General features: G+C 53.7%; 18 protein-coding genes and 3 pseudogenes. 5 read left to right on the top strand and 16 right to left on the bottom strand.

Annotated features, from left to right (window positions below):
* Positions 1 to 25: 25 nt before the first annotated feature.
* From D3H35_RS04905 to D3H35_RS04895, 3 genes are all read right to left on the bottom strand, one after another.
* Positions 26 to 343, bottom strand: coding sequence for a YbjQ family protein (locus D3H35_RS04905; RefSeq protein ID WP_119148010.1), 318 nt, complete (start codon positions 341 to 343; stop codon positions 26 to 28).
* Positions 280 to 2,433, bottom strand: coding sequence for a tetratricopeptide repeat protein (locus D3H35_RS04900; protein WP_147355740.1), 2,154 nt, complete (start codon positions 2,431 to 2,433; stop codon positions 280 to 282). Before D3H35_RS04900 ends, D3H35_RS04905 begins: the two co-directional genes overlap by 64 nt.
* An 80-nt stretch (positions 2,434 to 2,513) precedes the next feature.
* Positions 2,514 to 3,041 (bottom strand): ADP-heptose synthase, encoded by a 528-nt coding sequence (locus tag D3H35_RS04895; RefSeq protein ID WP_119148008.1) that lies wholly within the window; start codon positions 3,039 to 3,041, stop codon positions 2,514 to 2,516.
* A 144-nt stretch (positions 3,042 to 3,185) separates the two neighbouring features.
* Here D3H35_RS04895 and D3H35_RS04890 point away from each other — a divergent pair, with 144 nt between their 5' ends.
* Complete coding sequence (locus tag D3H35_RS04890; protein ID WP_119148007.1) at positions 3,186 to 3,698, top strand: hypothetical protein; 513 nt, start codon at positions 3,186 to 3,188, stop codon at positions 3,696 to 3,698.
* A gap of 32 nt (positions 3,699 to 3,730) precedes the next feature.
* Positions 3,731 to 4,675 (top strand): serine hydrolase domain-containing protein, encoded by a 945-nt coding sequence (locus D3H35_RS04885; protein ID WP_119148006.1) that lies wholly within the window; start codon positions 3,731 to 3,733, stop codon positions 4,673 to 4,675.
* Positions 4,676 to 5,105: 430 nt separating this feature from the next.
* Here the strand turns inward: D3H35_RS04885 and D3H35_RS04880 are convergent, their stop codons facing one another.
* The 4 genes from D3H35_RS04880 to D3H35_RS04865 form a co-directional block, all read right to left on the bottom strand.
* The gene (locus tag D3H35_RS04880; RefSeq protein WP_119148005.1) at positions 5,106 to 5,396 is read right to left on the bottom strand and encodes a hypothetical protein; all 291 of its coding nucleotides are present in this window, start codon (positions 5,394 to 5,396) and stop codon (positions 5,106 to 5,108) included.
* Positions 5,397 to 5,414: 18 nt separating this feature from the next.
* Positions 5,415 to 7,724 (bottom strand): thiamine pyrophosphate-dependent enzyme, encoded by a 2,310-nt coding sequence (locus tag D3H35_RS04875; protein WP_119148004.1) that lies wholly within the window; start codon positions 7,722 to 7,724, stop codon positions 5,415 to 5,417.
* 20 nt (positions 7,725 to 7,744) lie between these two features.
* The gene (locus tag D3H35_RS04870; RefSeq protein WP_119148003.1) at positions 7,745 to 8,752 is read right to left on the bottom strand and encodes a 2-oxoacid:acceptor oxidoreductase family protein; all 1,008 of its coding nucleotides are present in this window, start codon (positions 8,750 to 8,752) and stop codon (positions 7,745 to 7,747) included.
* 322 nt (positions 8,753 to 9,074) lie between these two features.
* Positions 9,075 to 9,767, bottom strand: coding sequence for an MOSC domain-containing protein (locus tag D3H35_RS04865; RefSeq protein WP_119148002.1), 693 nt, complete (start codon positions 9,765 to 9,767; stop codon positions 9,075 to 9,077).
* Between the two features lie 90 nt (positions 9,768 to 9,857).
* Here D3H35_RS04865 and D3H35_RS32060 point away from each other — a divergent pair, with 90 nt between their 5' ends.
* On the top strand, positions 9,858 to 9,992 hold the full coding sequence (locus D3H35_RS32060; RefSeq protein WP_233567766.1) for a DUF6254 family protein: 135 nt from the start codon (positions 9,858 to 9,860) through the stop codon (positions 9,990 to 9,992).
* A gap of 90 nt (positions 9,993 to 10,082) precedes the next feature.
* Here the strand turns inward: D3H35_RS32060 and D3H35_RS04860 are convergent.
* A pseudogene (locus tag D3H35_RS04860) lies at positions 10,083 to 10,810 on the bottom strand (phosphonate ABC transporter ATP-binding protein).
* Positions 10,811 to 10,951: 141 nt separating this feature from the next.
* On the opposite strand from D3H35_RS04860, the gene D3H35_RS04855 reads away from it, so the two are divergent.
* Positions 10,952 to 11,182, top strand: coding sequence for a hypothetical protein (locus D3H35_RS04855; RefSeq protein ID WP_119148001.1), 231 nt, complete (start codon positions 10,952 to 10,954; stop codon positions 11,180 to 11,182).
* Between the two features lie 39 nt (positions 11,183 to 11,221).
* On the opposite strand, the gene D3H35_RS31250 is transcribed toward D3H35_RS04855, so the two are convergent.
* Positions 11,222 to 11,359 carry a hypothetical protein gene (locus tag D3H35_RS31250; protein WP_199728463.1) on the bottom strand — a complete coding sequence of 46 codons (138 nt, stop codon included), beginning with the start codon at positions 11,357 to 11,359 and terminating at the stop codon, positions 11,222 to 11,224.
* 200 nt (positions 11,360 to 11,559) lie between these two features.
* Between D3H35_RS31250 and D3H35_RS04845 the strand changes: the two genes are divergently transcribed.
* Positions 11,560 to 12,312: an HAD family hydrolase gene (locus tag D3H35_RS04845; protein WP_119147999.1), complete on the top strand. Its 753-nt coding sequence runs from the start codon at positions 11,560 to 11,562 to the stop codon at positions 12,310 to 12,312.
* Positions 12,313 to 12,366: 54 nt separating this feature from the next.
* Here D3H35_RS04845 and D3H35_RS04840 read toward each other — a convergent pair whose 3' ends face one another.
* From D3H35_RS04840 to lpdA, 7 genes and pseudogenes are all read right to left on the bottom strand, one after another.
* Positions 12,367 to 13,392, bottom strand: a complete 1,026-nt coding sequence (locus tag D3H35_RS04840; RefSeq protein WP_119147998.1) for a hypothetical protein — start codon at positions 13,390 to 13,392, stop codon at positions 12,367 to 12,369.
* A 176-nt stretch (positions 13,393 to 13,568) separates the two neighbouring features.
* A complete protein-coding gene (locus tag D3H35_RS04835) occupies positions 13,569 to 13,895 on the bottom strand; it encodes a hypothetical protein (protein ID WP_119147997.1) in 327 nt (108 codons plus the stop codon).
* Between the two features lie 92 nt (positions 13,896 to 13,987).
* Positions 13,988 to 15,477, bottom strand: a pseudogene (locus tag D3H35_RS04830) (glutamate synthase subunit beta).
* A gap of 178 nt (positions 15,478 to 15,655) precedes the next feature.
* Complete coding sequence (locus tag D3H35_RS04825; protein WP_233567765.1) at positions 15,656 to 16,090, bottom strand: dihydrofolate reductase; 435 nt, start codon at positions 16,088 to 16,090, stop codon at positions 15,656 to 15,658.
* 271 nt (positions 16,091 to 16,361) lie between these two features.
* Positions 16,362 to 17,155 (bottom strand): annotated as a pseudogene (gene thyA / locus D3H35_RS04820) (thymidylate synthase).
* A 42-nt stretch (positions 17,156 to 17,197) separates the two neighbouring features.
* Complete coding sequence (locus tag D3H35_RS04815; protein ID WP_119147996.1) at positions 17,198 to 17,704, bottom strand: acyl-CoA thioesterase; 507 nt, start codon at positions 17,702 to 17,704, stop codon at positions 17,198 to 17,200.
* Between the two features lie 114 nt (positions 17,705 to 17,818).
* Positions 17,819 to 19,240, bottom strand: coding sequence for a dihydrolipoyl dehydrogenase (lpdA, locus tag D3H35_RS04810; RefSeq protein WP_119147995.1), 1,422 nt, complete (start codon positions 19,238 to 19,240; stop codon positions 17,819 to 17,821).
* Position 19,241: the final 1 nt, after the last annotated feature.

Genomic DNA, 19,241 nt, shown 5'->3' with positions numbered 1-19,241 from the left:
GTCATCTCCCAACTATTTAACGTCATTAAGGTTCGACCAGAACGGCCGTTCCGCTAACGGCAACCATCAGCATACCTTCGCGCACCACTTCGTAATCGATGTCGACGCCTACTATTCCGTTCGCTCCTAGCTGCTGAGCCTGCGCGACCATTTCCGACAACGCGATATCCCGCGCTTCTTTCAGCTTGCTTTCGTATGAGCCCGAGCGGCCGCCTACAACGTCGGTAATCGATGCAAGAAAATCGCGAAAAATGTTAGCTCCCATAATCGTTTCGCCATTCACAATTCCTTTGTATTGCGTAATGCGGTACCCTTCCACGTTCGGTGTAGTCGTGACGAGCATGTGAATTCCTCCCAATCGATACGGATCGATTTTAATTTGATTAATACGTTGCTATACGTTCCCCTGCAATGACCGGTTTCATGATAAGTAGCGGGATACGGAATGCCGTAAGTGCTCACGAACTGCTCCTTGGCTCTATCGCGCATTTCGTCGTCGAACCCTGACAGCTCGCCAAGCAGCGCGAACCGGTCGTTGTCCGTTTTTTCCCCGCCCGCGTACAGCAGCCACTGTGCCAAATCGTCAGCAGCCCTGCCCCGGTCGAACGAATAATGGTAACGGAGCTTCGCTCGTTCCAGGTAAGCTTGCGCTTCGAACGGATTTAAATCAATTGTTCTGGAAAAGGCTCGGATAGCGTCATCGTGCCGATCCAACTGATTGTATACGAGTCCAATGTTGTAATGCCCCTGCGGATCGTCCGGAAGCATCCGCGTGTAGACGAGAGAATCGGCCAAAGCGGCTTCGAAATCGTCCAGACGGAAGGAAATGAAGCCGCGAAGCCAAAGAAGCTTGGCGTTATGCGGATCGAGCGCAAGTCCCCGGTCGCAATCTTCCAGCGCTTCGGGCAAACGCTCCGAAGCGTAACGGCATCGCGCGCGCCGGTCGTAAATTTGCGGATTGTCCGGTTCAAGCGCGATAGCTCTCGAATATTCGGCCTCCGCCAATTCCCAATTTTCCATCCCGACGTACAGCTCTCCCATCGCGTAGGAAGTGCGGCTTTCCTGCAGCAGGCTTCCGTCTCTTTTCAACGCGGACTGAATATCCAGCAAGGCATCCTCGAACCGATCGGCCATATAGCGGACAAAGCTTCGTCTCATGAAGTATTCGGAGCTGTCGACCAATTCCAGCGCCTTCGAATACGCCTCATCGGCTTCCTCGTAAAGATCCGCATCAATCGCCAGCTCTCCGCGCTGCTTCCAATTCAGAGGATCCTCGGGCTCAACTTCGAGAAGCGATCGGTTTTCCTCGATGGCCTCCTCCGTTTTGCCCGCTTCCCGATAAGCATCGGCCAGCCAATACCTGACAACGGTATTGTCGGGAAAGCGCCTCTTCGCTTGCTGCAAGACGGAGACGGCTTCTTCCGTTTTTTCTTGCAAGCGGTACGTTGTACATAGCTCCATGTAGACGGGAATCCAGGATGGATGCATATTCTTAATGCCGTTAATCAATTGTTCAGAAGCTTCGAATTTGCCAAGCTGGCGAAGCAGAACACCTTTTCGAAGCTCCAATTCCCGGTTGTTCGGATACTCGAGAAGCGCCTGTTCAACTGCCTCCAAAGCGTCCTCCTGCTTTCCCATACGTTCAAGCAAGCCCGACTCGTACAGACGGAACCCATATTCTTCCTTCGCGCTGCGAATGAAGCTCCCTACCGCAACCGTCGAATAATTCGTCCGTTCTTTTATCGCAGCCGCGCCGCGGTCATTCGCCTTCATGAATTGAACGTGCAGCTTCACCGCGCTGCGAGCGGCAGCGAGGGCCTCCTCATCCCGGTCCAGCTGCTCGAGAACGACCGCAAGCCGATAATAAAAATGCGGGATCGCTTTCGAAGTATCCTTCAATGACAAGGAGTAGGCGGCCTCCGCTTTTTCGTAATCGTTCATCTTCATATAGACATTCCCTAGCTCGTAGTAAGTCGAAGCCTTCGAATCGTCCCGACGCTTGAGAGCTTCTTGAAAATCCCGGGCTGCTTCCTCCAGCTCGCCCCGGTCGTTGTGGGCGATAGCTCTCGTATACCATACGATGTACGGCTCGGGATTAAGCTTAATCGCTTCATCCAAATCGGCAATCGCTTCTTCTTCTCGACCCAGCTCGTTATAAATATGGGCCCGTCTTTCATAGGCATAAGCAAAAGAGGAAGAACGAACGACGTCGTCCAGCAAGCGAAGCGCTTCCTCCGTACGGCCGGATTCGTGAAGCAAGAGAGAGTATTCGACCTTCTCCTCAGGCTTAAGGCGCTTCGTACGCCAATCGGCGAACAAGCGGAAGGGCTTGCGCCTTCCGGAATCGCGCATTCGATTTCCACGGATAAGGAAGGCGATCAGAACGACGAAGACGGCTAATTTCATTATTATCGAAACATACTCAACATTCACGATACTCCCTCCTTCTCCTTGTCGAAACCCGATTCGCCCCTCCGTTAAGCAAAAGCTGCCGAGCAATCTCGGCAGCTTCCTTATTGCGAATATCCGTCTGTCGGAGCTTCGATTCCTTCCTCGACGGCGAATTCGTAGTCGTCGATGTCATAGAGCTGAACCGGAACCGCGTTCTGTACGACCTTATCTTGAAACTCAATCTGATCGGACAATATCGGGCACTGCAGCCGCAGCGACGTCAGAACAAGCTCCGTTTCGATCGGATCAAGCGCTTCCCCGTATTGCATGTTCTCGACCGCATTGATTACAACGAACGTAACATGCTCGTTGATCGGCAGCGGCGGGCTTTCCTTCCAAGGGCCTTGGAGCGCCCTCTCCAGCTTCTTCTTATTAAACGGATCCTCGAAGAACGCTATCATTTCTCCGATCTTTTCTTTTACGTGACGATCGTCTTCCGCCTCCGGCATGACCGGATCCGAGCTATCTTTCATATCGTAAAGCTCCATGATCGTCGAATACGGTATCCGATACTCGACCGGCCGTTTCGGCAGAAGCAGCTGCCCGTAGATGGCGATCATAACCGCCTCGATGACAAAACGCCGACTCATCTTCCCTGTCCCTCCCAAAAGCTATCAGCCGTCTTGCGCATTGTTTCCCATTATATCATAAAATGACGGACGTGATGCCAACCGTTAGGGTATAATATTCAAAAGATGTGACCGAATCTTGAGCTAATGGAGGGAGGACGGCGGATGTATGCGCTGAATTTTGACCGTTTCCGCGAATTGTCGGCTTTGGAAGAGGGGCAGGAATTTCGCGAAAAAATGGAATCAGCCGGCTATTCCTCCTTCTACTCGTTCGTCGAGCAATTCCGCCGAGAATTGCAAGCCTATACCGATCACAGCGCGGCTGGCGTGCTGCTCCTCATCGACAGGGGTCGTCGATTATTCCCCGAGCCGGGACGTTTCAGCCCATCGTGGGACGCACTTTGGGACGAACTAGAGAGCGTTTGCATGGCCAAGAACGAAACGCTGGCTGCAATTGCTCCTTCCGAACGCGAAGGAGAATGGCAAGTTCTCATCGACAACCCTTATTTGCCTCAACAGGTCGTCTGTTACCCTGCCCTCGCTTTTGTGGACGCCGTCTACTTGTACGCTTATTTTCTGCGTGATCTTAAGCCGAACGAGCATCTTCGTCTTCAGAAGATAACCCCGTTTCTTGTCCGAACCGGCAATCGGCATGCCTCCGTCTTCCCGACCTCTTAGAACAGCCGCTCAATAAAGGAGGCTTCCGATCGATGCACCCCGTCTCCTCGCCCGATTCCCGCTTTCTGGACAGCTTCGCGAACGAAGTGTCCAAAGCCAAAATCGATTACTGCGAAATTAGACAAGGCGACGCCGTCCTTTTCGCGCATTGCCGAGATCCGCATAACCCGGGCAAGCTTCATAAAGTAAACTCCATAACGAAAAGCGTAGTTTCCTTGCTCATAGGAATCGCCATCGATAGAGGCGAGCTTGAGAACGTACATACCGCTGTAAGCGATTATATTCCTTCTTGCGAACGTCAAGACCTTACGATTGAGCACTTGCTTACGATGACGGACGGCTGGGACTGGCGCGAATGGGGCGATTGGGGTGGACTTCCGAAGCCGATGACCGGCAGTCCGAATTGGATCCGCTACATCGTCGATCGGGAAATTGTTCATCCGGCAGGCCGTCATATGGCTTACAGCTCCGGCAGCTCCCATCTTCTTAGCGCTATTTTGCAAAAGGCAACCGGCATGACGACGGACAAATATGCCGAGCGTCATTTGTTCGGCCCTCTTGGCATCGAAGAATACCGTTGGCAAAGCGATCCCCAAGGTATCGTTATCGGCGGCTTCAGCCTTGAACTTCCCGCTGCGGACATAACCAAGCTCGGCCTGCTTGCCCTGAATAATGGCCGGTGGAACGGTCGTTCGGTCGTCTCCTCCGAATGGATCGGCCAGTCCACTCGTCCGCTCTATTTGACTTATCCGCACGTTGGTCATTACGGCTATCATTGGTGGGTTCTCCCCGCTCCGAACGGCGGCGCACCTCGCATTCCGACCGTATTTTTCGCTATGGGATATGGCGGTCAATTTCTCTACGTCGTACCTGAGCATCGTCTCGTCGCCGCTTTCGCCAGCAGCTTATACAAAGATTCGTTCCTCCCTCATCGGCTTTTTCTTAGCCAGCTTCTGCCCGCTTTCGAGCGTAAATAGGCCCTCTTGCAAAGAAAAGCACCCTCCTCCGCAAACCTCGCATGGAAGGTGCTTTTCAGAATTCCTTACTCTCACTGCGAGTTTTCCTCTTCCTCGGCAGCTGCACCGTTATCCAATCGGGTACCACTATCCCCTCGATTCAGAAAACGGCAGCAAGACCACTTTTACGACAGCCATGCACTTGGAATCAGGTATCGCTATCCCCTCAACTCAGAATATGGAAACGAGTGCCACTATCCCTTCGAATCAGAATACGGAAACGAACCCTTTTGCCACTGTCCCCTCGGCTCAGAACAAAATTACTGTAATTTCACTACAGTGGGGCCAGCGCACAAAATGCCTTTTTCTGATCGAAGGGGATATTGGTACAACTTCGCAGACGGCAAGAGATGCTCCTGATAACCTCGGCAAGAACCATCGGGAAAGAAGCTTAAGAAAAAACAGTGCCGTCCAGCATCTTAACCGTTCTGAGAGGGTCATTGCGAAGCTTGACGTTCGCCATCTTTGCCTGATGCTCCGTCAACTCTACCGTTTCCCAGCCGGATAGGCTTCCAATGGGGTCGTCCGGCGTCAACCCGGCGAACGCGAGAGATTCGGTTATTCGCAGCGACGTCGGAGCTTCCTCCCAAAGCACGATTCCATAATAAGGGAGACCATAGCCGTTCACCTGTCTGCTGGCGAGCAGCTGCCCCGTGTCCGACCGCTTGAGCGCGTAGGGCATAAAGCCGTCCGCCTCCCGTCACAAATAAGGATTTTCGTGCTTGGCCTTGAGCATGTTCCAGCGGCGCTCGATTTCGCCTTCGAAATCCCGCAGCGTATCGACGTATTCCGGTCTGGACAGGTGCTTCGTCTTGCCCATCGTCTTCAGCCAGTCGGACACGGGTACTCGCTTGCCTTTTTCCTCGGGATTGTACGTAATCGTCGTCACGCCGCGTTCTACTTCGTACAAAGGAAAGAAGCAAGAATTAACGGCTTGGTCGATGATCGTAGCGCCGTCCTTGTCATCGGACAACCAATTGAGCGGGCACGTAATGAGAATTTTTCCGTATACCATGCCGACGTTTTGCGCGTACCATTGAGCTTTCGCCCCCTTCTTCACAAGATCCGGCGCGTTCGCTTCGCTGCCCGTGAAGACGTAAGGGATGTTCGTCGCGGCCATAATTTGCGCCGTATCCTTATGGTGGAACACCTTGCCTCCCTGCTGCTTGCCTACGTTCGAGGTCGAGGTGCGATGTCCGATCGGCGTCGAATAGGAAAGCTGCGCGCCAGTGTTCATATAGCCCTCGTTATCATATTCCAGGATGATCATTTTATGGTTGCGAAGGGCGGCGCCGATGGCCGGCCCCATGCCGATGTCCATTCCTCCGTCTCCCGTGATCATGACGAATGTAAAGTCGTCCTTGAGACCGAGATAATCGAGCTCGCCGCGCCGCTTGCGTTCATGGAACATTTCCACGACGCCAGACAGCGTCGCCGCACCGTTCTGAAACAGGTTGTGGATGTACGTCGCTTTATGAGCGGAGTAAGGATAGCCCGTAGTGACGACCATCGCGCAGCCCGTATGGAACAATGCGATCATATCGCCTTCGATTCCTTTGAAGAACAATTCCAGCCCGGAGAAAATACCGCAGCCGGGACAAGCTCCGTGACCGGGCGCGATCCGCTTCGGCTTCTTCGTCAGTTGCCTGAGCGGCGGTACGCGTACGTTCACCTTGCCCGTCTCTTCATCGGGAGTGACTGTAATAAGGCCAGTCTTCAATTCCTCGTACTTCATAGGCTCGAGAACCCGTTTCGGAGCTTTGGACGGATCGCCGGGCGTATGCCCGTGATAATCGAAAGGCTTTTCCACGACCCCTTTCGCCACCGCGTCGAGGGCGTATTCGAACATTTGCAAGCCGTCCTCGGCATAGAAGTCTTTGCCTCCAAGACCGTATATGCGGCTGACTACCAATGTCGAATGATTGCGGTAAGTTTGCAGCGCGGCCTTAATTTCGAGCACCATGTTGCCGCCGTGGCTGCCGAAAGCGTCGGCACGGTCGCCGACCGTGACTGCCTTGACGTTAGCAAGAGCTTCCGCGATCGCTTTGGCCGGAAACGGCCGAATAATGTTTGGCGAAATCGATCCGGCTTTCACGCCTTTGGCGCGAAGCTGATCGACGACGTCTTTAATAATTTCGGCCGATGAATTGAGGAGAAATACCGCAACCTCGGCGTCTTCCATTCGGTAAAGCTCCAGCAACGGGTAGTCGCGTCCGGTCAGCGCCGCATATTCCTGACGAATGCGGTCGTACACGCCTTCCGCCCGGTACATCGCCATCGACTGCTGATAGCAGTTGTTGATGTAATCCGGCTCGTTCATGTATGGCCCGACCGTAATCGGATTGTCTCTGTCAAGCACGTGCACGAACCCTTCGGGCGGCTTTTCTCCGACGAAACTCAGCACGTCCTCGCGATGTGCAAACGTATGCACCCTTCGCTTCTGATGGCTAGTAAAATAACCGTCTGAGGCGACGAGCACAGGCAGACGCACTTCCGGGTCTTCGGCAAGTTTTAAAGCGATGATGTTCATGTCGTATACCGCTTGCGGATCGCGGCACAAAATAATCGGCCATCCCGTATTGAGAGCAAAGTACAAATCCGAATGGTCGCCGTGAATGTCAAGCGGACCGGATACGGAGCGGCAAACCAAATTCATGACCATCGGAAACCGGGTCCCCGATTGGACCGGCATTTGCTCCAGCATGTACAAGTAGCCGTTGGCGCTCGTCGCGTTGAATACGCGTCCGCCCGCTACGGAAGCGCCGTAACAGACGCCCGCGGAGCCGTGCTCGCCGTCCGCCGGAATGAGAACGATATCATGCTGGCCGTTCGCCTTCATCAAATCGAGAAATTGCGCCACCTCGGTCGAAGGAGAGATCGGAAAATATCCCATTACGTGATAGTTGATCTGGTGAGCGGCGTAAGCGGCCATTTCATTGCCCGATTCATAGACGATTCGTTGTTCAACGGTTCCTTTGGGACCCATTTCCTTGCGAATGTCAATCGCCATTCGATTCTCCACCCTTCTCTTTAACCGATCGCGAGATTGAATTTATGCGCTACCCGATTCGTTTCGGCATAACCTTCTTCCTCATATTCGCTAGCGAGCGCTTCCGTTGGACACGCTTGTACGCACTTCAGGCAGCCCTTGCAATATTGATAGTCTATGCCCTGCAAGAACATCTGGGGCCTGCCCTTCTTATCGGGCTGCTCTTCCCAGACAAAACAAAAATCCGGACAGACGTTGTCGCATGCCGCGCAATGAATACATTTGTCATCGGCAAAATGCGGCATCATCCCGGCTCGGGAAATGCTCAAATCCTTCAGTATGCTGTTGCCCGGATTCGTGATCGTACCGCCGAGAGGCTGCGTCTCGTAGCCGAGCACCGGCGTGTCCATCCTCACGTAAGCGGGCATCTCGTCGCCGGAAGGCAGCTCGAACGTCTGAACACGCATTTCGTCGTAGCCCCTTTGGAACGTATTCAATGCCGGCTGAACGGCCCCGGGATATTTTTTCTCCAGCGATTTGCGGATAACGCCTTTCATGAACTCGGGATCGAGAAAACCGCACAACCGGAACAGCCCTCCGAGCATGGCCATATTGACCCGGTTATTTTCCGCCATGGAAATGCCAGTCGCGTCGACGACCGCAATCGTTCCGCCTTTCAGCTTCAACTGCTCCTTTAGCGTTTCCGGCATTTTTTTCGAATTGACGAGAACGATGCTGTCTTCGTACATGCCGGATACGACGTTGGTGGTTTTCGACAAATTTTCGTGAAAAACACCGATCACATGCGGCCGTTCGACAGGCGACGTGTCTCTGATCAACGCGTTCAGGTCGCAAAAGCGGATATGCGCCTTGACCGGCGACCCTTTCTTCTCGGAGCCGTACGAGCTGAAGCTCACTCCGTTCAGTCCTACGCCCATAACGCCTGCTTCCGCAAGCATTTTGCCCGCGAGATTGGCGCCGAGTCCACCGATCGACTCCAAGCGGATTTCGAAAAAGCCTAGCTCGTTCACTTTGGGTAACATCGTCATGGTGCCGATTCGTCCCCTTTCGCGCTCAAGATGGCAATGCCGTTTCGAAAAAATAAGACTATTGTAAATATTTATAATTTCGTGATCATTTACAAAATTCCTTCTTTTCGCCATAAATCCGGCGGATGTCGCGAAGACGCGTCTGTCAGACGGATAAGCTTTTCTGCAACCGCTTCAATTCGCGCCAGCCCCGGCAAATGCCCTCCTCCCTTTTCATTGTATGACGCAAGCTTTCGGCGCTTGCCCAAAACTGAAAAACCGTCCCCATGCTCGTCGAGGCGGCATGCAGGGACGGTTATGATTTAAGCCTAGAGACGGTCGGTTACAGCAATAAACCCGGTGAACTGCTCTCCAGCCGTTCGAGCCTCGATCGAAGCTGTTTGACCCAGCTGTCCGACAACGCATCGACGCCAAGGAGCCGTTGTATGCCTTCTATATCGTTCTTATCCGTGTGCATGACCCGATTCGCTTCGGCAACCGTAATAGCAGCCGAATAGCTGGAGACGAGCGTCAATGTGTCTCCCGCCTTCACCGATCCGGCTTGCAGAACGCGAAAATAAAAGCCGGTGGCGCCCGTTTGCGTGACGAGCGCGGGCAGCTCGTCGAGCCCCCACTTCATCGAGAGCTTCCAGCAGGGCTGACGGGGCTGGCTAACCTGAACGACGGCGGTACCGACCCGAAATACGTCTCCGATATGCGTTTCCGGCTCCAACAGCCCGTTCGTCGTAAAATTTTCGCCGAACGCGCCAAAGCCTAACGTCCGCCCCAACACCGATTCCCAGTGGGCGTAATGATCGTGACTGTACACGCATACGGCCTTATCCTCGCCGCCGTGATTGACCAAGTCCGCCTGCTCGTCCCCGTCGATGCCGACAAGCCCTAACTCGGCGGAGCCGTCGACCGGCAGCTTGCCGATGCCGGAACGTGCTTCCTTTCCTTTGTAGAGCATCGGACGCGCAGGCCCGACATTAACGGACAGCAACGGAATCGCAAGCGAACAAACTTGTTCAGACATTTTGTTCTCTCCTCCTTTGCAGCCCTACGAATAAACGAGACGGCTGCCCGACAATCTAAAGACGAACGCTAACCGAAAGGAGCTCGAGCCGTGACCACATCCAAAAGGCGGCGCGAAAGCGCTTGGAAAAGCCGCAAGCAAAATCAGCGTCCGCACGGGAAAGTGCCTTCGCTGAACGGGTTGTCCAACGATGCCGACTCGGAAGGCAAGCCCGGTCCATTCTGACGGTCAGCGTTTTTTTGCACACAAGCGCCTTCTTCCGCACCGATAGCGGAGGAAGGCGCTTTTTGCGCACGGCTAAAGCTCAGCTCTTGCCTATGACAGCCGGATTTTTTCCGCTGCGGTCAGCCTGCGGCCGCGCACCTGCAAGACGAGACGCCCGTCCTGCATGCCCCAAATCTCGTCGGCGTATTTTTCCGCCAGCTCCACCCGATGGAGCGCGGCTACGATCGTCGTTCCGTTCAGCTTGCACAGCTCCTTGAGCGTCGCCATCATTTCCTCCGATTTGTGCGGATCGAGACCCGACACCGGCTCGTCCGCCAGCAGCAGCTTCGCGCCATGCACGAGCGCGCGGGCGATCGCCACGCGCTGTCGTTCGCCGCCGCTCATTTTATCGACCACCTGATGCGCTTTATCGAGCAAGCCTACCTTTTCTAGCATGTCCATCGCGCCCATATAATCGTCATTGCGAATCATGCCCGTAATGCGACGCCATAGTGGCGTCTGCTCCACGGAACCGATAAGCACATTTTTGAGCGCTTTTTTTCGGTCGAGCAGCATTGGCTTTTGCTCCAGATAGGCCACTTTGCGGCGAAATCGGAGCTTGCCGAGAAAGCCGGATTTCAGTATATCCTTGCCGTCTTCCTTATATGATCCCGACTCCCAGGGCTCGCGCAGCGCCAGGCAGCGCAACAGCGTCGTTTTTCCGCTTCCGCTCGCTCCTACGACCGCCACGAAAGTGCCGGCTCAAGCCGAGCGTCGATTTGATGCAAAATTCGTTGTCCTTCGGGCAATTGACGTGTCAATCCGGATATGATGATCATGGCTGCTTCGAATCTCCTTCAGACGTATATGAAATTCATTGTATTTCATTCAGGAATCCCTTTCCATACGAACAAACGTTTGCTATAATGGATATAGGAACAAACGTTCCGATAAAATCCAATGATTAGGTGGGATGATGGATGGTTAACTGCGAACATTTCCGCTATTTGGAGCCTTCAAGGGGACCCAGACCGTCTAGGGATTTTACTTTCAAATTTTTCACCGACGGCTCTCTGGAAATTATCGACAACGATTCCGGACATACAATGAACCCCCGCGAATTGAGCGGGGGCAGCTATGACTTCTACGTTCGCCAGCGAATCGCGTTCATCAAACGCGACCTTCATTCGAAGATCGCCAAGTACGCCTAACGAATCTGGCTTTCTTCTCTCCTCTTGAGCATGATCCTCTTAAGGCAAGTTTTTATTTATTCCATTCAAGCTGGCCGGAAGTCGCGACATTTTGCCCAGTGCAATTGACTGGGCTTTTTCATTGAATCGAGACTCGTTGCGTTTGTCGTCCGTTTTCGTGCTGCGGTTTTTCGGCATTGGCTCACCTCCTGATCCGGTACTATTCGTATTTTTCCTCTTTCCTATGGTTTACAAACGTACGGCCGGACGCGATAATGAAAATACTCGGTTTCGAGCTTGGCTCCGCCGGGTTTTCACCATTCGGCAACAGACGGGATATGCTGGATAAGGTTACCGCAACCGTTACCGTTTGCACGGACGAAGGAGTCTGACTGCGCATGAAACAAACCATTCTGTTCGATCTGGACGATACGCTGATTCACTGCAACAAATATTTTAATTTGGTTCTCGAGCAGTTCGCCGACGAAATGACTGGTTGGTACGGTCCGTACGGCATTTCTCGCGGAAGCATTCTCGACAAGCAGACCGAAATCGACATCGCCGGCGTTCATGTGCTTGGATTCGAACCAGATCATTTTCCCCAATCGTTCATCGATACGTATCGCTACTACCAGACGGTTACGGGGCGCTCCTCTTCGACGTACGAGGAAGATAAGCTATGGAAGATCGGCAATAGCGTATACGAGCTCGAATTCGAGCCTTATCCTCATATGGAGGAGACGTTGGAAGTTTTGAAACGCAGCGAGAATGAGCTTCATCTCTATACGGGCGGAGATCCGGTCGTGCAACGCCGTAAAATCGACAAGCTGAAGCTGGATCGTTATTTCGAGGATCGGATCTATGTGCGAAAACACAAAAACGAGCAAGCGCTCGAACAAATTTTGTCGGAAGGATCGTTCGACCGCGCCTTGACTTGGATGATCGGCAATTCTGTCCGAACCGATGTGCTGCCCGCTCTTCACTGCGGAATTCATGCCGTCTATTTGAAGCAGCAGACGGAATGGACTTACAATGTACTCCCTATCGAGACCAAGCCTAGCGGCGCGTTCCTGACGATCGGGTCGCTTCCGGAAGTGCCGCCTGCCATCCACAGCTATTTGCAGCAGATCTCGCTCAAGGAACCAAGCTGACCGGCAGGTCAAATAGCTTTGGAAAGGGCGTCCCTCCAAGAGAGGGGCGCCCTTTTACCGTTGCGGCAAGCTGTTCAGCTTCACGAACAGGTTTCGCACTCCGTCCGACCATGCCGGATCTTCCGCATACGTTTCGTTGAACCAGGAAAACGGCTCCTGCCCTTCTGGACGTTCACGTCCCAATCGCGCAATGAGCTTGGCCGCAATATTGGATGAATCGCCGATGTCGGTGTTATACTCCTCCCAGCTATGAAACACATTAAAAGGATTGTTGGCGATTTCCTTCGCTTTCTTGTTCGTCTTCGGCACGAAGCCTTGCTCTTGCCCAACGATTGCGAATAACAACAATGGATGGACGTTGTGCGCCCGAGCGCTTTCGACAATGGCACCGAAATAAGGCTCTTCCGCGATCAAGGCATCCCTTCCTCGCAAATACTCCTTTACCGCTTTGGAATCGATTGCGGCAAATTGCAATTCCTTTGGCATGCCGATATCGGAAGCGGGCTGGGAGCTCACTATCGCCTGCGGCTCGGGAGAGACCGTCTTCGGTACCGGCTCGGCATTCGGCCACAACAGAATGGACACTGCGGCTACAGCCGTTGCGAGCGCGGTAACAGCCGCCCACGCCCAGCTTCGCAGCCGCATGCTTGAACTCGAACGATTCGGCTCGATTACACCGATTGCCGATTCTAAACCTGCGGCTTTTCGTCTGGCGATGCGCGACGCAATTTGCTCCGGACTCCACCGCCCTCCTGGAGCACGGTCGTCCAGCCATCGCAGCAAGGAATTCGATATAAGCTCCATCTTATCGTTCTCAATGTCCATCTCCGCGCAAATATCGAAAACGTCATCCGGACGAACGTCCCTTTGCTCGGCGACGAGACAACGTCGGATGAGCTCGTCCGTCATCGGCCCTTTAATTTCGGGCGGCAAGTCGGGAAGCCGCTTCTCGAGCGTGCGACGAATTGCATCTGCAACAATCTCCGCCCGGCGGCCTCCGGGGAGAGGAGCGTATTTCGTATGGACGTACCGCCTAATAACGGTGACATCCGCCGGCGACAGCAATGCCGTATTTTCCATCCTTCGAGCCTCGCTCCTCTCCCCTCTCGCCCCCGCACAACGGGTTTGAGTGCGTCCTATCATCGTACCTTAAATCATTTCGCCAACAGTGTACCACAGAGGTAAGAAGCTCGGGAAGCATGCCATAGGGCTTATCCATGTCGCGAGTATCGCCGTTTAGCGACTGCTTTCATACGTTATTTGACGTCTTCCCCCGCCGCGGCAACGATAGCTCGCTGCATTTCTTCCGTTGCGATATACGCAAAAATTTGCTCTTTTTCGGCTGCGGTCAGCTGATACTCGCTGTCGCACCCTTGCTCCAACGTCACCGCCTGAATCGGATGACCTTTATGAGTACATACGATAACAATCGAAAATTCGATAATATCTTCAGGAAGAGGAGTATTTGAATCCGTCTCCACCTCAAGCGCCACGTCGATCCATTGACCGTCCCGTTTGTCCACTTCCGGCCGGAAATTCACGAATCGCAGCTCGTCCCATTTTTCGTCGGCGTACCTGATCATGTTTGTCGATCTCTCCTTTTTGCAAAAAAGGGCTGCTCCCGGACAACGGCATAGCCGTGCGGGGAACAACCCTCTATCGTTCTGATTGCTGCTTATGGAAGCATCGTGCTTCCCATCAGATGCTTGTCGACTTCGCGAGCCGCTTCGCGTCCTTCGTTGATCGCCCAGACGATCAAGCTTTGTCCGCGTCTCATATCGCCTGCGGCGAACACGTTCTCGACGTTCGTTTTGTATTTGCCTTTCGCCGCTTTGACATTCGTGCGACGGTCGGTCTCAAGTCCGAACTGCTCGATCAGCGTGCTTTCCGGTCCTTCGAAGCCAACGGCTACGAGTACGATATCGGCCGGCCAAACTTTCTCGGTTCCGGCAATTTCCTCGTACACTTTGCGGCCTTGCTCGTCCACGTAACGGTGGATTTGCACGGTGTGAAGCTCCTTCAGGTTGCCGTTCTCGTCGCCGACGAATTTCTTCGTCAGAACGGAGAACGCCCGCGGGTCTTCGCCATAGATTGCTTTCGCTTCTTCATGCGCGTAGTCAAGCGTGTACACATTCGGGAACTCCGGCCATGGATTGCTGATCGAATCGCGCTCCAGAGGAGCCTTCGCATGGGTGCCGAACTGCGTAATCGACTTGCAGCCGTGACGAAGCGCCGTTGCCACGCAGTCGGTTCCGGTGTCCCCGCCGCCGATTACGATGACATGCTTGTCTTTCGCGGAAATATAAGTGCCTTCTTGAAGACCGTTATCGAGGTAGCTCTTGATCGAGCTGTTCAGGAAATCCATCGCCGGATAAATGCCTTTCAGCTCGGCGCCTTCCACGTTGCCTACGCCGCGGGCTTTCGTTGCCCCGCCGCACAGAACGATCGAATCGAATTGCTCGGCAAGCTGCTTGGTGCTAATATCTTTGCCGATTTCCGTATTCGTAACGAATTCAATGCCTTCCGCGGCAAGCAGATCGACGCGGCGCTGAACGACTTCCTTCTCCAGCTTCATCGTCGGAATGCCGTACATGAGCAGTCCGCCGATCCGGTCGGCTCTTTCGAATACGGTCACCGTGTGCCCCGCTTTATTAAGCTGAGCGGCTGCCGCAAGTCCGGCGGACCGGAACCGACGACGGCAACCTTCTTGCCTGTGCGAGCCTTCGGAGGCTGCGGAACGACCCAGCCTTCCTCGAACGCACGGTCGATAATCGCCTGTTCAATCGTCTTGATCGTAACGGCATCCCCGATCAAACCGACGGTGCACGAGCCTTCGCAAGGCGCCGGGCATACCCGTCCCGTCCATTCCGGGAAGTTGTTCGTCTTGGCCAGACGCTCGTAAGCTTCCTTCCAAAGACCGCGATAAACAAGGTTGTTCCATTCGGGAATAAGGTTGTTGATCGGGCAGCCGGAAGCGTTGCCCGCCAATTCCATGCCCGTATGACAATAAGGAGTACCGCAATCCATGCAACGCGCGCCTTGCGTGCGCAGTTGCTCCTCGGAGAACATCTTATGGAACTCGTTCCAATCCTTGATGCGCTCTAAGGGATCGCGATCGTTCGGGAGCTCGCGTTTGTATTCCATAAATCCCGTAGGTGTCGACATCTTCTATTCCCCCATCTATCGCTGTTTCGCACGTTCGAAGCTACTGCCGTATCCTTCACTATATCCGCAAATATTTGCCGTTGCAAGAGCTAGCTTTGCAACTTTTGTACATAGATTAAAAAACATCCTATCAAAGAACGAAGGCGGTCTGAATGGATTATCCGTTCAATTGTTTGCACTATTTGTCGGATGTTCGTTCATAAACGCAAAACGAAAAAGGCACGTTATTGTGCTCATCATCCTGAACCCCTTGCGTTCGGGACACAAGCTTCCAGACGTTGCGATCGAAGTCGGGAAAATAAGTATCTCCTTCGTATTCGCGGTCGATTTCGGTAAGCAGAATTCGATTCGCGAACGGGAGCGCTTGACGGTAAATTTCGGCGCCGCCGATAACCATCAGCTCTTCGCCGCCGAATTTCTCCAGCGCTTCCTCGATCGATCTGACGAGAACGCACGGTTCCGGAGCCTCGTCCATCGTTCTCGACAAAATGACGTTCGTACGATCCTTCAGTGGACTCTTCAAGGACTCGAACGTCTTTCGCCCCATCAGCACGGTTTTGTGAAGAGTCTGCGCCTTGAAATAAGCCATTTCGGACTTCAATTTCCAAGGCATTCCGTTATTAGCCCGATAATGCCGTTAGAAGCGGCTGCCGCTATCAATGTGACGCTCATTTCCGAACCATATCCTATCTTGGCTGCGATAAAATTCGCTTTTTCTCATCATACCATATGCGGAATCCGATGCCTACCCAACCAATCGCGAACAGTTTGTGGCAAATTCACAAAAATAATTCGCAAATTAAAGCCGCGAAAACGAAGAAGCGCCCGTCCGGTTAACCGTACAGACGCAGCATCGACTCTCTTCCTTATTCTTAATGTTGAAATTACACAGCTACGGGTGCTTTGATTGTCGGATGAAATTCGTAACCGACGAACTCGAAATCCTCGAAGACGTAATCAAAAATCGAATCCGGCTTCCGTTTGATATGGAGCTTGGGAAGCGGCAACGGCTCGCGAGTGAGCTGCAGCTTCACTTGCTCCAGGTGGTTGCTGTAGATATGAACGTCTCCGCCGGACCATATGAATTCACCCGGCTCTAGACCGCACTGTTGCGCCATCATATGGGTTAGCAAAGCGTAAGACGCGATATTGAACGGCAATCCGAGGAACGTATCGACGGATCGCATCGTAAGCATACAGCTCAGCTTGCCTTGCGCGACATAGAATTGAAAGACGAAATGACAAGGCGGAAGCTTCATCTCGTCGATCACTGAGACGTTCCACGCGCTTACGATATGGCGGCGGGAATCGGGGTTCTTCTTGATCGCGTCCACGACCTGGGAAATCTGATCGATTTGCCGGCCGTCAGGCGTCTCCCAAGCTCTCCACTGCGAGCCGTACACGGGGCCAAGATCGCCGTTTTCGTCCGCCCATTCGTCCCAGATCGACACTCCGTTCTCCTTCAAGTAACGGGTGTTGGTTTCCCCTTAAGAAACCAGAGCAGCTCATGAACGATCGATTTCAAATGAAGACGCTTCGTCGTCACGAGAGGGAATCCTTGCGACAAATCGAAGCGAAGCTGGCGTCCGAACACGCTGAACGTGCCTGTGCCCGTCCGGTCGGTCTTTTCGGCACCGTTGTCCAATATATCCTGAAGCAAATCCAAATAATTGCGCACGTCGGCAGACACCTCAACCGTTAGAATGTAATCATTATTGTATCACTTCGTCTCATGACCTGTCGACGAGGAGTAGCGCTGCCCTCTTCTTTTCATCCGTTGCTCATACCGCTCATCGGCGCTTTCGTGCAGCTTCCGCTCCTCGTCGTTGTCGGGATAGACGGAAGGTACCGGGGTCGGCTTGCCGTTCTCGTCGAGGGCGACAAACGTGGAAAAGGCGGTCACCGTCACTCGACGCTCTCTAGTGAACAAATTTTCCGCTCGGACGACGACATAGACCTCCATCGAGCTCCGGTGCGTCCACGTGACGACCGCTTCCAATTCGACGGCTTCGCCGACCTTGATCGGCGACAAAAAGTCCAGGCTGTCCTGAGAAGCCGTAACGACGGCCTTGCCGCAATGCCGTATGGAGGAAATCGCCGCTATTTTATCGATATACTGCATGAGCGTTCCGCCGAACATCGTTCCGTGATGATTGGTGTCCCCCGGAAATACCAGCTCGGTCATGAGCGAGCGGGAATGGCTCATTGGCTTGGGCGCATCGGACATGCAAATTCCCCTTTCCTCTTCTTAATACGTATGCGTATTCGTACGCTATAGTGTGGATAGAAAGAAGCCCTCCCATTCCAGAAGGAATTCGGAGGGCTCTCTTTTGGCGCACTCTTATGCTTTCGGTGCGATCGTATGGATCGGATGGCCCATGGCCAACTCCGCCGTATCCATCGTAATTTCAGCAAGCGTAGGGTGGGCGTGAATCGTAAGCGCGATGTCTTCGATCGTTGCTCCCATCTCGATTGCGAGACCGATTTCGGCGATCATGTTGGATGCTTCGACGCCGGCGATTTGAGCGCCGACGACAAGGCCGCTCTCGACCTCGTGAATGATCTTCATGAAGCCGTCGGCTCCGTTCAACGTTACAGCGCGTCCGTTGCCGCCGAACGGGAATTTGCTGGACTTGACGGTCAATCCTTTTTCCTTCGCTTCCTTCTCCGTGTAGCCGACGCTTGCGCATTCGGGATCGGAGAATGCGACCGCCGGAATGCACTTGTAGTCGACCTTCGAAGGCAAGCCCGCAATCGCCTCGGCAGCCACTTTCGCTTCGTAGGAAGCTTTGTGAGCGAGAGCGGCGCCCGGAACGATGTCTCCGATCGCATAGATGTGCGGGATGCTCGTACGGCATTGGTCGTCGACTTCGATAAGGCCGCGATCGGTTACTTTGACGCCGATCAGGTCGAGGCCGAGCTCTCCATCCGTATTCGGACGACGTCCGACGGTAACGAGCAAGTAGTCGGCAGTGACGGTTTTCGTCTCGCCGTTCACTTCATAAGTAACGGTGACGTCTTTGTCGGTTTGCTCGGCGCTCTTCGCGAGCGCTCCGTTTACGATTTCGACGTTCGCTTTTTTCAACTTCTTCACGACGAGATTGCTCATGTCTTTGTCGAAGCCCGGCAAAATGGTGTCCGCGCCTTCAAGCACAGTCACTTGCGTGCCGAACTTGCTGTACATTTGCCCAAGCTCGATGCCGATGTAACCGCCGCCGATAACGACAAGACTTTTCGGAACTTCCGGCAGCGACAGCGCTTCGGTCGAAGACAGAATGCGTCCGCCGAACGGGAACGGCTTCAGCTCGATCGGGCGGGAGCCCGTCGCGATGATGCAGTTCTTGAAGCGGTAGCGAGGAGCTTCCTGATCGTTGAACAGACGAGCTTCATGCTCGTTGATGAACATGACTTCGCCGCTGAACAGCTGGACTTTGTTCGCTTTGAGCAGCATCTCGACGCCGCTCGTCATTTTGTTGACGACGGAGCCTTTGTATTCCTGCACTTTAGCGAAATCGACGCTGACGTTGTCGGCGGACAAGCCGTAATCCGACGCGTGCTGCATCGATTCAAAGTGATGAGCCGCGTTAATTAATGCCTTGGATGGAATGCAACCGACGTTCAAGCAAACGCCGCCCCATTTGGCTTTGTCCGCGATAATGACTTTCTGACCGAGCTGCGCGGCGCGAATAGCGGCCACGTATCCTCCAGGTCCTGCTCCGATGACGAGAAGATCGATATCTAAAGAAGCATCTCCTACGACCATG

This window comes from Cohnella faecalis (assembly GCF_003570905.1).
Classification (GTDB): domain Bacteria; phylum Bacillota; class Bacilli; order Paenibacillales; family Paenibacillaceae; genus Cohnella; species Cohnella faecalis.
Note: the sequence above shows the minus strand (reverse complement) of the source record. Positions and strands in the feature narration are given on the sequence as shown.